This window comes from Desulfopila sp. IMCC35006 (assembly GCF_005116645.1).
Lineage (GTDB): Bacteria > Desulfobacterota > Desulfobulbia > Desulfobulbales > Desulfocapsaceae > Desulforhopalus_A.
Window position 1 is genome coordinate 72,423 of record NZ_SWCM01000012.1, and the last position, 18,296, is coordinate 90,718.

Sequence of the window (18,296 nt, forward strand, 5' to 3'; positions counted from 1 at the left end):
GTATTAACCTAGAGCGACGTCGAGGGTCATCATAAGAGCAAAACCAAGCATCACCCCTATGGTCGGAATGTCGGAATGTCTTCCGGCCTGGGATTCGGGAATAAGCTCCTCCGCGACGACATAGATCATCGCCCCTGCAGCAAAAGAGAGGGCATAAGGCAGAATCGGCTGCATGATAATAACCGCCGCAGCACCTAACACCCCGGCGATGGGTTCGACTATGCCGGAAGCCTGACCGTAGAGAAAACTCCTGGTCCGCGACATGCCTTCCCGGCGTAAAGGGACGGATACCGCAGCACCTTCCGGAAAATTCTGGATACCGATACCGATGGCCAGCGCAATAGCCCCACCAAGCGATGCAGCAGGATGTCCGGCTGCCGCCGCCCCGAATGCCACCCCGACCGCCAGTCCTTCCGGGATATTGTGCAGCGTTATGGCCAGCACTAAAAGAACCGAGCGCTGCCACCCGGTTTTGATACCTTCTGCATCTTTTTCAGGAAATCCCGGGTGGAGATGGGGCAAGAGCTTGTCCGCGCACCACAGAAAGATCCCGCCACTCAGAAAACCAATCAGGGGAGCGATCCAGGGAGTCCCGCCGCGGCTTTCGACCATTTCGATGGCCGGTGCCAGCAGCGACCAGAAACTCGCGGCTATCATGACACCGGCCGCTGCCCCGAGCAGTCCATCCATTACTTTTCGATCGATTTTTTTAAAGAAAAAGACCATGCCGGCACCTAATGCGGTGAGAAACCAGGTGAAAAGTGTACCGATCAGGGCCTGGGTAATGGGTGAAAATTCAATAAACCATTGTTCCATTTTTTCTCCTTTGGGGGGATGGCAGTAATTGCTCGAAGATGGTTGATGATGACGGGGGAGATCGGGTAATCCCGCCTAAAATGAAAAAGCCAAGGTAGATTGACCAATCCCGCCTAAAAGATTCGCGGGATTATTTTCAATGCCCCTTGAGGGTACTCAGTTCCGTCACGAAATTACTGATTCCACAGATGGAATGGGTAATCCCGCCTAAAAGATTTGCGGGACTCAGTTCAGTACTCGCTTGACGGGTATAAGTTCAGTCACGAAATTTTTTCGGAAACTGCACCGAAAAAATTTCTACTTCACTAAAGAGCCCACGGCTTATCTCGACCGCCAATAATATGTAAATGGATGTGGAAAACCTCCTGTCCGGCCTTGGCGCCATTATTAAAAATAATTCGGAAACCATCGTCGGTATTGTGTTCTTTGGCCAGCTGTGATCCGATTCGAATAAGTTTGCCGATTAAGGCATCGTCCGCTTCGGTCACGTCTGCCGGACGTGCAATATGTTTCTTGGGGATGACCAAAAAATGAACGGGCGATTGCGGTGCAATATCCCAGAAGGCCAGGACTTCTTCATCTTCATAGAGCTTTTTAGAGGGGATTTCGCCGGCAATAATCTTGCAAAATATACAGTTATCCATTGTTAATTCTCCTTAGTGACTTAGAAATAATTTGCTTGTGCTTTTCAAGCAAATTATTTCGTGAAGGAACTTACCCCGCAACGCTTTTGGGCGGGGTTAGTGGTATGCTATCAATCATCTTGTGCTTTTCAAGCAAATTATTTCGTGAAGGAACTTATCCCGCAACGCTTTTGGGCGGGGTTAGTGGCATGCTATCAATCATCTTGTGCTTTTCAAGCAAATTATTTCGTGAAGGAACTTACCCCGCAAATCTTTTGGGCGGGATTAGTGGCATGCTATCAATCATCTTGTGCTTTTCAAGCAAATTATTTCGTGAAGGAAAGAGCACCCCGCCCGGAGCTGCTCAAAACGACATCTATCTGTATTTAATCCAACTCTGTATACAACACCATGAAGTTTTCGTAAATACGCGGCAGTCCGGGTTTTATGCTTTTCCCGGCGATAGATATAAAAAATGCCGCATTACAGTATCTCCGGGAGCTACTATGATGCGGCAGTATGATGCGCAAAAAACAACTATTATAAGACTGTCAGCCTGTCTGGTTACAGTTATTTTTTATAACTAAAGGTAAGCTCATTGTCCTTTTCGTCGACAAAAGCTTCCCCGCCTTTGGCTAATTGGCCAAAGAGGATCTCTTCGGTCAACGTGTCGCCGATCTCTTTCATAATAAGGCGTCTCAGCGGTCTGGCACCAAAGTCAGGGTCGTAGCCTTTTTTAGCCAGATATTTTCGGGCTTGATCGCTGAGTTTGATACTGACCCGTTTTTCGGCAAGTTGTCCTTCCAGTTCTTTGATTAATTTGTCTACAACGCGCTCTGTTGCATTCGTATCAAGGGCGCTGAAAGAGACAATTGCATCAAGCCTGTTGCGGAACTCAGGGGCAAAGAGCTTGTTGATTGCCGTCTGGTCCTTGCCCTTTTTGCCGGTTACGAAGCCTATGCTTCTGGTGGCTAACTCTCTTGCTCCGGCATTAGTCGTCATGATGATGATAACATTGCGAAAATCCGCTTTCCTGCCCGAGTTGTCAGTGAGGGTCGAGTGATCCATCACCTGGAGAAGGATAGAGAATATATCCGGATGGGCTTTCTCTATTTCATCAAGCAGCAGTACTGAGTAGGGGTGCTTGCGAATAGCTTCTGTGAGCTGGCCGCCCTGATCAAAACCAACATAGCCGGGCGGGGAGCCGATTAATCTGGCAACGGCGTGTTTCTCCATGTACTCGCTCATGTCAAAACGTTCGAAATGCACGTTGAGAGTGCTTGCCAGCTGTCTGGCCACCTCGGTTTTACCGACCCCGGTAGGTCCGGCAAAGATAAAACTGCCTGTAGGAGAGTCGGGGTTGCCCAGTCCGGCGCGGGAGCGTTTTACCGCGGTTGTCACCACTTCAATGGCTTCATCCTGACCAAAGACGACCTTTTTCAAGTTGGCCGCCATTTGTTTCAGCTCAGAGATCTCCGAATGCGAACTGCTCTTCGCCGGAATCCTGGCAATGCGGGATACCACCTTTTCAATGTCGGTAATTTTGACCATGGTGCCCTGTCTCCCTTCAAGCCGGAAAAAGGAGCCAACTTCATCCATGATATCAATGGCTTTATCCGGGAGAAAACGCTCGTTGATATATCGGTCCGAAAGTTCGGCCATGGCTTTGAGCGAGCTCTGCGAATAGCGGACATTGTGATGTTCTTCGTATTTGTCCTTCAACCCCTTGAGGATCAGATGGGTATCGTCCACCGACGGTTCTTCAATATCGATTTTCTGAAATCGTCTCGAGAGTGCCCGGTCTTTTTCAATCTGGTTTTTATATTCTTCATAGGTGGTGGAGCCGATGCAACGCAGGATTCCGGCCTGCAGAGCTGGCTTGAGCAGGTTGGAGGCGTCCATCGAGCCGCCGCTGGTGGCACCTGCGCCGACAATGGTATGCATTTCATCGATGAAGAGGATGGCGTTTTTTTTCTGCTCTATGGCAGATACCACGCTTTTCAGCCTCTTTTCAAAGTCACCGCGATATTTGGTGCCAGCCACCAGCGTTCCCATGTCGAGCAGGTGGATTTCCACATCCTGCAGCAGGTCGGGAACTTTTGGTTTCTCCCCTTTCTCCCTGGCTACTTTATCTTCATGAATGCGCAGGGCAAGTCCCTCGGCCATGGCAGTCTTGCCGACACCGGGTTCGCCAACGAGCAGGGGGTTGTTTTTTTTGCGCCGGCACAGCACCTGCATGATCCTGCCGATCTCTTCATTGCGTCCAATAAGCGGGTCGAGTTTTCCCTGAGCCGCGTATTCAGCAAGATTGACGGTAAATTCTTCCAGCGCCTTGGCGTCTTTTGTCCCCTTCTGCGGATTCGGGCTTTCCGGCGGGGTGGCAAAAGGTTCTTTCTGCAACCCATCGGCAGGCAGTTCATGGGAGATGAAATTGACGACCGCCATTTTACCAATGCCGACCGAAGTGAGAAAATAAACGGCATGGGACTCTTCTTCGGCAAGGATGGAAACCAGCACATCGCCACTGTCCACCTGTTGTTTGCCGCAGCTCTGGACATGCGCTACAGCCCTTTGCAGCACGCGATTAAAGGCGATTGTCTGCGCCGGTTCTCTCGTGCCGGTGTCGGAGAATTTAGGGATTTCCAGGAGGAAAAATTTTTCCAGGCGTTCTTTCAAGACCTGGGTGGAGCCACCACATTCATTGATGATAAAACTGGTGAGCTCATCGTGTAAGAGGCCATAGAGCATATGTTCGACAGTGACATACTCATGATTATGAGTTTTCGCTTCTCTTATGGCCAGGATCAGGGATTTTTCCAGTGTTTTGCTCAGCATAATTTTCGCATATAGTTGGGTAAAAGGGCTCTTTCACCTGTTAGACGGTTTCCATCGAACACCGCAGTGGAAACTCGTTTTTTTTCGCCAGCTCATGCACAACCGAGATCTTTGTTTCGCAGATTTCCCGGGTATATATTCCGGCGATTCCTACCCCCTCGTTGTGAACATTAAGCATTATTCTTGTCGCGTCATTGGCTGACTTGTGAAAAACAGATTCCAGTATGGCGATGACGAATTCCATGGAAGTATAGTCATCATTATGCAGCAGTACTTTGTACAGCCGCGGTTCTTTTATCTCAATATTGTCTTCCGTAAGGACAGATCCTTCTCGACGATTTTTATTTTCGGTCATTTTTTACTGTAATACTTGTACGTTAAAGATTGAATTCTGTCTCGGCGCATATCCCAATAATTTAAGATACTCCTTGAACACCAATTACCATAATAACAAATTACTCATTTTCAATAGAACTTCCCGTCTCCTAACGGGAAAACTTTGGTGAACCCTGCAGCATGGCCAGAAAGAGTTCTTCCAGCACCAGATGCGGAGGCACCGGGGAACCTTTCAGACGAAATTCAGCGTCAAGCAGCATGATCATCCAGCGCTTCAGGCCGGAGCAGGAATAGTCGGAGGCCTTGCTGAAACTCATAAACAGGGCATACGGATGGCCCTGCAGCAGTTCGCTCCACTCTCCCTGGGCCTTCAGATCCGGGAGGTAGCGGTTTTGAAATTCTTTGGCATTCATGCCTCGTCGCCAGACCGGGGAAGGGCGCAACTGCAAGGACCGAAAGATCAATTGTTTCTTCAGGAAATTACGCATGGTGGCAAGGATGGCGAGGCTGTGGAAGCCCTGTTCCAAAAGCCGCGAGAGGATAACCAGCGTTCTGGCCACCTGCCTTTTGCTAAACGCATCGGTGAGTTCGTACAGGGCATCTTCCCGGTTGCGGGCGATCATTAATTCCACATCGTTTCTGGTAATAACCGGGCGGTCACCGACAAAATGGGCCATTTTCTCAATTTCGGTGACGACGGCCACCGGATGAAAACCAACGCGCTCAAGAAAAAGATCCGCTGCAGGAGGATCAATTCGTCTGCCGAACTGCGCCAGTGTTTTGTCCATCATTTCCTGCAGGACCGCTTTCTGTTCATTCTGGGCGGCAGCGCTCGCACCAGACGCCACAGAGCAGTCGATGATCGTGCCTTTTTTCTTGATATGGGTAAACAGGCGCTGGCGCTTATCTACCGTTTCGGCGGTTAACACGAGAATGTTTCCGCCGGGAAGCCCTTTGTCAAATGCCTCGATGTAGCGATCTGCCAGGTTGGCGGTGTTGCCTGCCGGGATTTCCGGCAACTCACCGAGAAGGTTGTCGGCCCAGGTCAGGCTGTCGGCGGGTTTGTCAAAGGCGAAAACTTTTTTCCATTCCTGTGGGGGGATTTCTGAAAGTGGGGAAGGCCCATCGATTTTCAGATCAGCCGCCTGGATCATGGCCTGCAGATGGCGGGAAGCAGGTCCTGGACGACCGGCCTGAAAGGCCTGGACGGCTTTGGTCCAGATCTCGGCCACGACAGTTTTGCTGTGGAAGATCCGGCTATCGGCGATGCGATAAATCTGTCTGCCGGGGAGCAGGCTAAAGCTCATCAACCTGGCCAGGGTTTGACCGGGATCCTCCCTGTCTCCGTCGATGGTGTGCACCGCTCCCGGTTGTTGGCGTAGGAGGGTATCCTGGAGTGAGTCGGCCGCTTCTTTGCAAAGGAACCGTTCACCGAAAAAGAGATAAACCTGCGATTCTGAGCCAAACTGTCCTTCCTGGATCTTGGCTTGAAATTCGGATCGTTTGAGTTGGGTCATATGTTTGTCCTGCGTGTTTCTCGCCAGCCGTTTGGGCAAAGAGGTGTTTCCTCAGAATTCCTGCCCTTTATCTTTTGAGAATAGTGGTTTTCCCTTGGATTTCCAAGTTTTCAATTGTAAAACTGACCAGAAAAAAGTTTGCAATGCAACAACGAAGCTGTATGAAGAGTACGCAAAGTCTGCACGTATCCGATGCCGCAAGGTGCTTCCTTGCCGCATCGCCTCGCGCGTTCCGCACAATCCCCCGGAATCTCTGAATGCAAAAGACAATTCAGCGCAAAGAGAGTGAAATGTGAAATTACCCAAAAGAAATGATCTCTGCTGGTGCAACAGCGGGAAAAAATATAAAAAATGCCATCTGCATTCCGACGAACTTGGCGAGACAGCTCCTCCCGGCCTGCAAAAAGAGATGGTCAGAAAACCGACTGTCGCCGCCGGCAGGATAAGTCCGATGAACCCTGTGCCGGATCATATCGGCCGGCCGGAATACGCCGATACCGGGGCGCCAACGTCCGCGAGATCATCCTGCAAAAAGGTCAACCCCGACCAGATTGAGCGGATGCGAAAAGCGGGAAAGATCGCCCGCGAGGTGCTGGATACGGTACTTGCCAATGTGCGGCCCGGCATAACCACCGATGCACTTGACCGGATCGCCCACAGCCGGACTGTCGAACTGGACGCGTATCCAAGCCCGTTAAACTATATGGGGTTTCCCAAATCGATCTGTACCTCGGTCAATGAAGTGGTGGTGCACGGTATTCCCGACAGCAGGGAACTGGTTGCCGGAGATATTGTCAACTGTGATGTGACCGTTTATGCCTTTGGCATGCACGGAGACTGCTCGGAGACCGTTTTTGTCGGAGAGGTCGACGAAGATTCGAAAAAGTTGGTTCAGGTGACATGGGAGTGTCTGATGAAGTCGATCGACCTGGTGCGGCCGGGACAGCATTTTAATGCTATCGGCAAGGTGATTGAAGACCTGGTCAGGGAGCATGGCTTCAGTATCGTCCGGGAATTTACCGGTCATGGAATCGGCGAGTCCTTTCATATGGCCCCCTATGTTGCCCATTTTTATGAGCCGAATAATGCGACGATCATGGAAGAGGGCATGACCTTTACCATCGAGCCGATGATCAATGCCGGCTGCGCTGAATGTGTTGTCTGGCCGGACAAATGGACCGCGGTAACCCGTGATCTGGCGCGCAGCGCTCAGTTCGAGCACACTCTTCTGGTGACTGCCGATGGCGTGGAAATCCTCACCGGGGGACGGCAGCCCTGGTTTATGAAACAGTGACGGTCATCTTTCTGGCAGAGGAGTTGTGCCGTGAAGGGTGTCGAACCTTCTATTCCGGCTTCAACCGTTGCTGCGTGTTTTCGGAAACAGAGCTATTATCGGCAGGGCGGCAAGAGGAATTACGGCGATACAGGTAAGGACAGGACGGATAGTGAACATGTCCGCCAGCTTGCCGATAAGCGGGGTAATGGCGCCGCCGAGGCCGTAGGCAAAACCCATCATCAGGCTGGCCACCATCGAACGTCCCTTGGGGGCCAGGGTCTGGGCCATGGTGACACCGAGGGGGAGCGGTGCCAGGACGAAGCTCCCGGCAAGGACCGCACCGAGATACACCCAGCCGCCATGGAGCTGCATGAGCAGCCAGAGGGCCGGCGCCATACCAAGAAAAGAGAAAATAAAAACCGGTTTGAAGCCGATGCGATCGGAGAAATGACCGGATAACAGGCCGCTGATTGTGCCAGAAACAATAAAACACGAATAAATTGCCCCTGCCGATACCACGCTGAAACCCTCCTGCACATACAGTACCGGCATGAAGGTCAGAAAGGACTGCCCGACTATCGCCCGGATGAACATGACCAGCCAGATGAGGGCAACGACCTTCCAGACGCTGCCGAGGCTTTCCTTCAGGGCACTGAAAAAACCGGACCGATTCAGCCCTTCGCTTTGCGGTGCGGGTATCACCTTCACCAGATACATCAGGACCAGCAGTCCGGCGAGCATGGTGAACGGCATGGCCGTCAATCCAAAATAAGCCACATACCAGGTAATAAAAAGAGGGCCGAGGCCAAAGGCCAGGGTGCCGCCGGTATTGAAGACGGACATGGAAAAACCGGCTTTCGATCCGGCATAAAGTGGCACCATGCCGGTGACGGAGGGATGAAACATTGACGAACCGACAGAGCCAAGCGCAATGCACAGCAGCAGTACCCAGAAATTAGGGGCGATTCCCGACAGCGGGATAAAGACAATGGCCAGCGATAAGCCCAGAAAGATAAAGGCTCGCGTTGGACAGCGGTCGGCGAAATAGCCGACGGTCGGCTGGATAATAAAAGCCAGCAGGCGCATCGTCCCGGCGATGATACCGACCTGGGTCAGGCTGAGTCCGAGCTTGTCGACAAAAACCGGGAAAAGGGGGCTGATGAAAGCGGAATAAAAATCGCCGGTGAAATGAATGAGGGTCAGAGCAAACAGGATTTTCAGATTAGCGGACATGCTGGGGCACCGGTGGTTGGCAAGTCAGGTGCTGGCTTACTGTATACAGTTGTTGTTGAGGAGAGTACTTTTGACAGAAGGTGACATCTATAAAACATTACAATGGCATATGCACGTTTTTAATGTTGATTGTACAATACCTCCCTGACTTTGGCGGCTAAGTCGTGCATGCTGAACGGCTTCTGGATAAAATATACGCCTTCGTCGAGAACACCGTGATGCGCTATAACATCAGCGGTGTACCCGGACATGAACAGGCGCTTGATATCCGGGTAGAGCGATAACAGATTCCTGGCCAGATCCCGGCCGTTCATCTCGGGCATGACCACATCCGTCATCAGCAGATCGATTTCTCCGGCGTGCTCCCGGGCGAGGCGGATGGCTTCGCCAGGTGTTGCGGCTGATAAAACGGTGTACCCGAGGGGGTAAAGCATGGCCCTGGCAACTTCAAGGATCAAGGGTTCGTCTTCCACCAGGAGAATAGTTTCGTGACCGCAAGTGGGCTTTTCCTGCATATCTGACGCAACATTCTGTTCTGTCCTGGCGGCGAATCGGGGCAGGTAAATCTTAAAAGTCGTCCCCTGGCCAGGCGCACTGTGGACGTCTATATGGCCTTTATTCTGCTTGACAATGCCGTACACCGTAGCGAGCCCCAGACCGGTGCCCTTGTCCTTCGTCTTGGTGGTAAAAAAGGGCTCGAAAAGATGCGAAATTGTCTGTTGATCCATACCGCAGCCAGTGTCTTTTACCGTCAGAAAGAGATAGTCGCCTGCACCGGAATCTGCATGCCTGGCGCGGAAGTCCGCATCTAACGCGGCGGTACCGGTCTCTATGGTTACCTTGCCTGAACCCTCGATGGCATCCCGGGCATTGACGCATAGATTTACCAAAATCTGATCGATCTGGGAGGGATCCATATTGACGGCGCCCACCTCCTTTTCCGGCAGCCAGGCCAGGGCGATATTTTCGCCAATGAGCGGTTGCAGCATTTTGAGCATCCCGGCCACGGTCTCGTTGAGGTCAAGCACTCTGGGCGCCACAGTCTGTTTGCGGGCAAAGGCCAGGAGTTGTTGGGTCAGATCGGCAGAACGCTGGGCTGCCTTACGAATATTCTGCAGGTTGCCAAAGAGTGGCTGGCGGGGATCGAGCGTCTCAAGAGCCAACTCGGAATGGCCGAGAATCACGCTGAGCATATTGTTGAAGTCGTGGGCCACGCCGCCGGCCAGCCTGCCTATGGATTCCATTTTTTGGGCCTGACGGAGCTGGCCCTCAAGGGCGATTCGATCGCTGATATCGACCATGACTGCGATGGCGCCGTCAACCTCACCCTGGTCATTTACTACCGGCGCCGAATAATTCAGGATGGTTTTTCTCTTGCCGTCAAAGGCCTCGATTTCGAGGAGTTCGTCAATGACGGTAGCCCCGTTACGAATTGTTTTCACCAGGGCCCAGTCTTCGGCTTCGACCGGCTCCCGTGAAGGCAGGCGCCATGCCTTGAAAATGCCGTATTCGGACATTGGCACTTTTGGCTCTGCACCCCATATCTTCACCCCCATGGGATTACCGTGCAGCAGGGTGCCTTCCTTGTCGGCGAAGTACAGGCCGACGGGCAGGATCTCGAGAATCTTTTGCAATTGATTCTCTCTTTTGCGCAGCTCTTCTTCCATCTGTTTGCGCTCGGTTATATCGATGGTGTAACCGGCGAGGAGATGTTTGTCCCCCAGGCGGATCGGAAATTTGATTGAAGTGTAGTGACGGTTGTTCAAGTTCTCGTCCAGATGAAGAATCTTCCCATGGGAGACGACCAGCCAATCGTCGGTCGTCATTTTTTGGGCTAATTCAGCCGGGAAAAGGTCTTCCATGGTCTTGCCGACCATTGCCGAACCGGCAATACCAACCATGTCCTTGTAGTTGTCACTGGCATGCAGCACCCGGCTTGTGGTAGAGTTTACTTCTTTGACGAAGGCGTAAATAGGCGAGTGTTTAATGAACAGGGAAAGCAGGTCATTGCTGGCCTGCAGCTTCTCCTCCGCCCTTTTCTGATCGGTAATGTCATTGCCGACACAGAGTATCTCGCTGACATCGCCCGCAGCATCGAAGAGCGGTTTGTTGGTCCAGTATACCCAGACCCGAGTGCCATCCCGGCGCATGTTTTCGTTAACATTGACTGCGTAATGATTCGGTCGCAATCTGATATCGCGCACCAGGTCCTGAAGGTTTTTCCCTGCCTGATCCGTCTCGGGCAGAATGGTTCCAACCACGCTTTTCCCGAAAATTTCTTCGGCCCCATAGCCGAAGAAGCGTTGGGCAAATTCATTGAAAAAGGTAACCCGACCCTCGCGATCCCAGCGCAGAATTATACTGTTGGCATTTTCAACCAGTTCCCGATACTGGGTCTCGCTTTTTCGCAGTTCGTTTTCACTCCTTTCTAATTCAGACGTCCGTTTTTTCACAGCTGTTCGCAGCGATCGATTCCAGCAGACCAGGACAAAAATGAGTAAAAAGGTGACCCCAAGGCCAACCAATAAAAATTTTACCGAAGCGAATTCCGCAAGAGGTGTGCCATACCATTTCGTCTCAATCTGCTGGAGTTCCTCGGGCGAGATCCGGGAGAAACCAGTCTCGATCTGATTGAGCAATGCATTCTTCCCTTTGCTGACCGCCCGGTGAAATGCTCCCGAATGAAAAGGCTGGGTGACGTTGTACTGGTTCTGCATCCCATACTTGTGGAGGAGATACAGGGCAGGAGGTTTATCCATGACGAAGACGTTGATCTTGTGTGCTTGAGCCGCCTGGATAATTGCCTCGTAACTCTGATAAAGGACCAGTTTGTCGAGCCCATGGCGCTGCAGGAAATCGACTGCTGCGTCGCCTTCCTTAACGGCCACTATAAAATCCTTCAGGGATTTCACGTCGGTTATGCCACTTATTTCGTTATTAAAAAAAGCAGAAACTTCCAGGCGAGCATAGGGTTTGCTGAAATCGAGCCAGGTGTAACGCTCCTCCGTCATGAAAATAGTGTCGATGACATCAAACTCTCCAGCCTGCATACCAGTCAGTGCATCCTTCCAGTCCAACGCCTTCAGCTCGACCCGAATGCCGGTCTTTTTCTGCCAAAGCGCCCATTGATCGGCAAGAATTCCCTGAAGAACGCCATCGCTGTCCAGAAAGGCGTAGGGAGGGTAATTTTTATCCATGACCACCTGGATGGTCTTTGCCGCCGAAGGCTGATGATCGGAAGCGGCTGCGCCAAACGCGGAACAAATGACCAACGAAAAGAGGAAGGGCAAAAAGTAAATGAGTTTTAGTAAAGATCGTTGGTTCAAGTCTGGCCTCTGTGCATTACAGAAAAAGAGTATAGGCGGGATTGGCTGTCTCTTCCTTGTAGCGATAGCCGAGGGCGTCGAGTCGTTTTTCCAGCTCTGTATCCGAACCATCAGGACATTCCAGGCCAATGAGAACCCGGCCGAAGTCGCCACCCTGTGCCCGGTAATGAAAGAGGGAGATGTTGTGTCTGCCGCGAGTGGCCTCGAGAAAACGGCTCAGTGCTCCGGGAGTCTCGGGAAACCAGAACCGGAATAATCGTTCGTGCCGCACTTTGCCTGATTTGCCGCCGACCATATAACGGATATGGGTCTTGGCCAGATCATTGTCGGTGAGGTCGATATTTGCATATCCGGCACTGGTCAGCAGCTTGGCAAAAGAGAAGCGTTCCTTCTCGTTGCGGGTCGAAATGCCGACGAAGATATGGGCCTGGTTTCTGCTCGACAGCCGGTAGTTGAATTCCGTGATATCACGCTCTCCGACCATATCCCGGCAGAACGCTTTGAGGCTGCCGGGTTTTTCAGGGACAGTAACGGCAAAAAGGGCCTCCTGTTTTTCGCCTATTCGGGTCCGTTCAGCGACATATCGCAGCCGTTCAAAATTCATGTTGGCCCCGGAATTGATGGCGATCAGGGTTTGCTCTGTACATCCCGTGTCCTGGGTGTATTTCAGGAGTCCCGCCATCCCAAGGCCGCCGGCCGGCTCGACAATCGAGCGGGTGGCCTGGTATATTGCCTTGATGCCGCTGCAGAGCTCGTCAGTGGTTACCCTGATTATTTTATCGACATATTTTCGGCACAGCTCAAAAGGCAGTTTGCCTACCTGACGGACAGCCACCCCGTCGGCGAAAATGCCCACTGAGGCAAGTGTAATCCGGGCATTTTGGGCAAGCGATTGGTACATGGCGTCGCTGTCCATGGGTTCTACGCCGATCACCTGAATCTCCGGACGCAGTGTCTTGAGATACAGCGCCAGGCCGGAGATAAGCCCTCCGCCACCCACCGGAACAAATACCGCATCCAGTCTGCCGGGATTCTGGCGCAGTAACTCGACGGCAATGGTTCCCTGACCGGCAATAACCAGTTCGTCATCAAAGGGATGGACGGGGATCATATGCAACTCTTCCGTGAGTTTTTCGGCATGACCGGCTGCTTCCGAATAGTTGTTGCCGAAAAGGACTACTTCCCCGCCGAGACCCTGTACTGCCTCAATTTTGATTCTCGGGGTTGTCTTCGGCATAACGATCAGTGCCCGTATCCCGAGTTTTACGGCGGCAAACGCCACCCCCTGCGCGTGATTGCCGGCCGAGGCGGTGATCACCCCTTTGTGCCGCTCAACAGGTGTCAGATGGGCAATTTTGTTGTAGGCCCCGCGCAATTTGAAAGAGAATATCGGTTGCTGATCTTCCCGTTTTAACAGAATGCGGTTGTGTAATCTGGTCGACAGGCCTGTTGCCTCGTCAAGGGATGTTTCGACAGCGGCTTCGTATACCCGGGAAGTGAGGATCTGTTTAAAAAGTTTCTGCAAGGAGAGACCTCAACGCGACAGGGAAAAAATGAGCTGCGCTGAAAGGCGCGGGCAGGGACCGGATCTTGTTTGCCGGGACTGAAATTGATCCGGTCCGATAGATGTGTTACGCCGCATTACCTGAGGCTGGCATTAATCATCTGCAGCGCATTGTTGCCGGGGCAGAGATCAGCTTCGGTCAGGCTGTTAAGCGGCCTGAGCGTCGAATTGATGATATCGTGGGTCTCCATGATTTCCGGATTGACATACAGCAGGCCGGTCAGCAGTCTGCCCTTGGATTTCTCAAGCTCCAGGTTATTGACGCATTTCATCCTGTCGGTGACGTCTTTGCTGGAATCGGCCTTATGCAGGTGGATGATGCTGCCGTCGTGCATCACCACTTCCTGACTGGTGCCTTCCGGATAATGGGCAAGAATCTCCTGCTGCAGGGGAACAAAGTCGAAGGTATTGGTGGCTTCGATATGATCCCGGACATATTCGTAACTCTTCGTTGAGGTAGAGGTGTTATTGAAGGTGACGCACGGTGAGATAACATCGATGAACGCCAGGCCATTGTGGGCGATAGCTCCTTTGATGAGCGGCACCAGTTGTGTCTTGTCGCCGGAAAATCCCCTGGCGACATAACTGGCACCCAGTTCGATGGCCAGTTCGCATAAATCGATGGAGGTGTATGGGTTCGGTTTGCCTTTTTTGCCCGCTGACCCCTTGTCTGCCGTGGCTGAGTCCTGTCCCTTGGTCAGGCCGTAACAGCCGTTATTCATGCAGATATAGTTGAGATTGAGGTTGCGGCGCAGGGCATGAGCAAACTGGCCCATACCGATGGATGCGGTGTCGCCGTCCCCGGAAATGCCGATGTACAGCAAGTCTCGATTGGCCATGTTGGCGCCGGTGGCAACCGAAGGCATACGGCCATGCACACTATTGAAGCCGTGGGATCTGCTGAGGAAATAGGCAGGTGTCTTCGACGAGCAGCCGATACCGGACATCTTGGCAACCCGGTGCGGCTCGATCGATAATTCAAAGCAGGCCTGGATGAGGGCGCTGGTGGTTGAGTCATGGCCGCAGCCGGCACAGAGTGTGGAGATTGCCCCTTCATAATCCTTGCGGGAATATCCGGCCGAATTTTTGGCGAGTTTGGGATGGCGAAAATCGGGTCGTTCAAAACTCATGCTTTTTCTCCCTTGGAACTTTTGGCCGCGGCCTGCTGGTCTTTATCCAGCAGGGCCAGGATGTTTTCGGTAATGAAGTCAGCGGTTACAGGCATTCCTTCGAAGTAAAGGATGGACTGCATTTTCTGTGGGGAAACACCGTTTTCCGCCATGAGCATGGTGCGCAGCTGGGCGTCGCGGTTTTGTTCGATGACAAAGATTGTTTCATGCCGGTCGATAAAATCGACAACTTCATCATGAAACGGAAAGGCGCGAACCCGCAGGCTATTGATTTTCAGTCCTTTTTTTGAAGACCGGCTGATGGCCTCATAGGCGGCATGGGTGGTCGTGCCGAAAAAAATCACCCCGACGGTAGCTTTGGGGTCTCTAATCTTGATATGCGGCTTCGGTACCATGGTGCGCGCAGTCTCCCACTTCACCAGCAGACGTTCCATCCCCGCCCGGTATATGGGGCTGTACTCGGTGTAGGCTGAGTATTCGTTATGGGAGGTGCCCCGGGTAAAATAGGCCCCTTTGGTGGGGTGCGTGCCCGGATACGTCCGATAGCAGATTCCGTCGCCGTCAACATCCAGATAGCGTCCCCATCTTTCCTTGAGATTGTCCAGATCCTCGGCACTCAGCACCTTGCCGCGGTCATATTTCCGGTTGTCGTCCCAGTGCAGCGGTGCGCTGACATGGTCGTTCATGCCGAGGTCGAGATCACTCATGATAATGATCGGCGTCTGCAGCCGCTCGGCCAGATCGAAGGCGTCCGCCCCCATGTCGAAGCATTCTTTCGGATCGCAGGGGAAAAGCAGGACGTTTTTGGTGTCCCCATGCGAGGCATAGGCGCAGGAAAGCAGGTCCGACTGCTGGGTGCGGGTCGGCATGCCGGTGCTTGGCCCTGTTCTCTGGACATCGACGAGCACCACCGGAATCTCGGCGAAATAGGCCAAGCCGAGAAATTCACTCATGAGGGAGATGCCGGGCCCCGATGTCGCAGTGAAAGCCCTGGCGCCGTTCCAGGAGGCACCGATGACGATGCCCAGCGCCGCCAGTTCGTCTTCGGCCTGAATTATGGCGACCTTATGCCGCCCGGTGTCGGGCTCGGTACGGAATTTGCCTGCGTATCGTTCAAAAGCCTCGATAACAGAGGTGGACGGGGTGATCGGATACCAGCCGGTAACTGTGGCCCCGGCGTAGACGGCCCCGAGACCAATGGCGGAATTGCCGTCCATGAGGATTTCGTCGACCAGTTTATTGCTCTTCCGTACTGATAGTTTGCAGGCTCCCTGGTGATGCTCTTTCGCGTAATCGTAGCCCAGTTCCAGGGCTTTGATGTTCGGTTCGGCCAGCTTGGGCTTTTTCTGGAACTGCTTTTTGATCGAATCAGTGAGAACAGAAAAATCCATATCCAGGAGATACGCCAGGGAACCGACATAAATGATATTGCGCAGCAGTTGGCGCAGTTTTGGATTCTGAAACTCGTCATTGCACAGTCTGGTGAGCGGTATGCCGATGGTGGTGAGATCGTTGCGGCTAAACTCTTCCGACAGTTCCTTGGTGGAATCGTAGATGAAGTAGCCCCCGGGCAGGACTTCCAGGTAATCGTTGTAAAGGGTCTGGCCATTGACGGCAATCGACATGTCGACTCCGCCCCGGCGGCCGAGGTACCCATGCTCGTTGACCCGGACCTCATACCAGGTCGGCAGACCCTGAATATTTGAGGGGAAGATATTTTTCGGGCTGACCGGGATTCCCAGGCGAAAGATTGCCTGGGCGAACAGATTGTTGGCGCTGGCGGAGCCTGAGCCGTTGACGTTGGCGAAGCGGACGACAAAGTCGTTGATACTCTCTATCTTGTTCATTTTTGACCTGCCACTGCAGAATTATAGGTGAACTGCATCATCTCCCAGGACGAAGTCGGGCAACGTTCGGCGCAGAGTCCGCAATGCAGGCAGACATTCTCGTCTTTGACCATGACCCGGCCGGTTGGCAACGGCGGAGAAACGTACAGCGACTGACTCAATTCGTCGGCTGGCGCCAGGAGCCTGGTGCGCAGATCTTCCTCGTCGCCGTTTTCGAGGAAATTGATGCAGAATTCCGGACAGATATCGACGCAGGCATCGCATTCAATGCAGGTGGAATGTTCGAAAACCGTCTGCACATCGCAGTTCAGGCAGCGCAGGGCTTCCTCGTGACCGGTTTTTTTGCTGAAGCCGAGTTCCACCTCAACCAACCGGTTTTTCAACGATTTAACCCGGTCAACCGTTGGCACGGCGTAGCGTTTGTCAGTGGAAACCTGGCTGTCATACATCCAGTCCTGGATGCCCATCTTCTGGTTGACCAGATTGGTCCAGGGGGCGGGGCGGACATGAAGATCCTTGCCCTGGCAAAAGAGATCTATGGATATCGCCGCCTGATGTCCATGCGCTACCGCGGTGATCACATTTTTCGGACCGAAAGCGGCATCGCCGCCAAAGAAGATGTTCGGCACGGAGGACTGATAGGTCGTTTCGTCAAGTTCAGGGAGACCGTATTTGTTTATGGCAATGTTGCTTTCCGGCTTGATAAACGGAAAAGCGTTCTGCTGGCCGACGGCGAGAATTACCTGATCGCAGGCCATGAACACCGGCGCTTCGTCGGCCGGCAACAGGGTACGCTTGCCGTTTTCGTCATAGTCGGCGGTCATCTTCTGGAAATGCATGCCGATTAATTGTCCGTCTTCAATGACAAAATCGATGGGCGAATGGTTGTCGATGATAGGGATGCCTTCCTCTTCGGCATCTTCAATTTCCCAGGGTGACGCTTTCATGTCGGCACGGGGACTGCGGACGATGACCCGGACGTCTTCTCCACCGAGCCTTCTCGCCGTGCGGCAGCAGTCCATGGCCGTGTTGCCGCCGCCGAGCACCAGCACTTTCTCCGGGGTTGAGGTCACGTGGCGGTATAATACCGATGCCAGCCATTCAATACCGATAAAAATTGAGGCATCCCCTTCCTGTCTCCCCGGAAGATTGGGCAGGTCTCGACCCCGGGGAGCGCCGGTGCCGACGAAAATGGCGTCGTAACCTTTATCGATAATAGTTTGCAGGTTATCGATATAATGGTTGAAATGGGTGGTCACCCCCATGTTGAGAATCCGGTCGACTTCCTGGTTGAGCACCTTCTCCGGCAGACGAAAGGAAGGGACCTGGGTCCGGATAAATCCCCCGGCCTTGGACTGGTCGTCGTAAAGATCAATCGTATAGCCCAGAGGGAGAAGGTCGCGGGCGACCGTGAGCGAGGCGGGACCTCCGCCGATCAGGGCGATTTTTCTGCCGTTCTTTTCTTGAGGCACCTCCGGCATGAAATCGGTGCTGTCGCTCTTGAAATCGGCGGCAACCCTCTTTAAGCGGCAGATCGCCACCGGTGTTTCCTCGACTCTCGTTCTCCGACAGGCCGGCTCACAGGGCCTATCGCAGATGCGCCCGAGGATGCCGGGAAAGACATTGGAAATCCAGTTGATCTTAAACGCCTCGTCGTATTTGCCTTGACTGATAAGGCGGATATATTCCGGCACCGGAGTGTGCGAGGGACAGGCGTACTGACAATCGATGACCTTGTGAAAATATTCAGGATCTTTAATGTTAGTCGGTTTCAAGAAGGACTCTCCTATGGT

Annotated in this window: 13 protein-coding genes; 2 read left to right on the plus strand and 11 right to left on the minus strand. The window is 52.8% G+C overall.

The features are described from left to right. Window positions 1-3 precede the first annotated feature (3 nt). The gene (locus FCL47_RS18325; protein ID WP_136815088.1) at window positions 4-816 is read right to left on the minus strand and encodes a ZIP family metal transporter; all 813 of its coding nucleotides are present in this window, start codon (window positions 814-816) and stop codon (window positions 4-6) included. 305 nt (window positions 817-1,121) lie between these two features. Then, on the minus strand, window positions 1,122-1,460 hold the full coding sequence (locus FCL47_RS18330) for a histidine triad nucleotide-binding protein (RefSeq protein ID WP_136815089.1): 339 nt from the start codon (window positions 1,458-1,460) through the stop codon (window positions 1,122-1,124). A 60-nt stretch (window positions 1,461-1,520) separates the two neighbouring features. On the opposite strand from FCL47_RS18330, the gene FCL47_RS18335 reads away from it, so the two are divergent. Continuing rightward, window positions 1,521-1,829, plus strand: a complete 309-nt coding sequence (locus FCL47_RS18335; protein WP_136815090.1) for a hypothetical protein — start codon at window positions 1,521-1,523, stop codon at window positions 1,827-1,829. 180 nt (window positions 1,830-2,009) lie between these two features. Here the strand turns inward: FCL47_RS18335 and clpA are convergent, their stop codons facing one another. The 3 genes from clpA to holA form a co-directional block, all read right to left on the minus strand. Further along, window positions 2,010-4,274 (minus strand): ATP-dependent Clp protease ATP-binding subunit ClpA, encoded by a 2,265-nt coding sequence (gene clpA, locus FCL47_RS18340; RefSeq protein WP_136815091.1) that lies wholly within the window; start codon window positions 4,272-4,274, stop codon window positions 2,010-2,012. A 40-nt stretch (window positions 4,275-4,314) separates the two neighbouring features. Continuing rightward, window positions 4,315-4,629 carry an ATP-dependent Clp protease adapter ClpS gene (gene clpS / locus FCL47_RS18345; protein ID WP_136815092.1) on the minus strand — a complete coding sequence of 105 codons (315 nt, stop codon included), beginning with the start codon at window positions 4,627-4,629 and terminating at the stop codon, window positions 4,315-4,317. Between the two features lie 130 nt (window positions 4,630-4,759). Then, window positions 4,760-6,127: a DNA polymerase III subunit delta gene (gene holA, locus FCL47_RS18350; protein ID WP_136815093.1), complete on the minus strand. Its 1,368-nt coding sequence runs from the start codon at window positions 6,125-6,127 to the stop codon at window positions 4,760-4,762. A 292-nt stretch (window positions 6,128-6,419) separates the two neighbouring features. On the opposite strand from holA, the gene map reads away from it, so the two are divergent. Then, window positions 6,420-7,421: a type I methionyl aminopeptidase gene (gene map / locus FCL47_RS18355; RefSeq protein ID WP_136815094.1), complete on the plus strand. Its 1,002-nt coding sequence runs from the start codon at window positions 6,420-6,422 to the stop codon at window positions 7,419-7,421. Between the two features lie 60 nt (window positions 7,422-7,481). On the opposite strand, the gene FCL47_RS18360 is transcribed toward map, so the two are convergent. The 6 genes from FCL47_RS18360 to FCL47_RS18385 form a co-directional block, all read right to left on the minus strand. Continuing rightward, window positions 7,482-8,636, minus strand: coding sequence for an MFS transporter (locus FCL47_RS18360; protein ID WP_136815095.1), 1,155 nt, complete (start codon window positions 8,634-8,636; stop codon window positions 7,482-7,484). A gap of 119 nt (window positions 8,637-8,755) precedes the next feature. Then, window positions 8,756-11,962, minus strand: a complete 3,207-nt coding sequence (locus FCL47_RS18365) for a transporter substrate-binding domain-containing protein (protein ID WP_167496555.1) — start codon at window positions 11,960-11,962, stop codon at window positions 8,756-8,758. Window positions 11,963-11,978: 16 nt separating this feature from the next. Further along, window positions 11,979-13,487, minus strand: coding sequence for a threonine ammonia-lyase, biosynthetic (ilvA, locus tag FCL47_RS18370; protein ID WP_136815097.1), 1,509 nt, complete (start codon window positions 13,485-13,487; stop codon window positions 11,979-11,981). Between the two features lie 116 nt (window positions 13,488-13,603). Then, window positions 13,604-14,656 carry a 2-oxoacid:ferredoxin oxidoreductase subunit beta gene (locus FCL47_RS18375; protein WP_136815098.1) on the minus strand — a complete coding sequence of 351 codons (1,053 nt, stop codon included), beginning with the start codon at window positions 14,654-14,656 and terminating at the stop codon, window positions 13,604-13,606. Further along, window positions 14,653-16,503: a 2-oxoacid:acceptor oxidoreductase subunit alpha gene (locus tag FCL47_RS18380; RefSeq protein WP_136815099.1), complete on the minus strand. Its 1,851-nt coding sequence runs from the start codon at window positions 16,501-16,503 to the stop codon at window positions 14,653-14,655. The genes FCL47_RS18375 and FCL47_RS18380 overlap by 4 nt, the downstream gene beginning before the upstream one ends. Then, complete coding sequence (locus tag FCL47_RS18385; RefSeq protein WP_136815100.1) at window positions 16,500-18,278, minus strand: FAD-dependent oxidoreductase; 1,779 nt, start codon at window positions 18,276-18,278, stop codon at window positions 16,500-16,502. Before FCL47_RS18385 ends, FCL47_RS18380 begins: the two co-directional genes overlap by 4 nt. Window positions 18,279-18,296 lie beyond the last annotated feature (18 nt).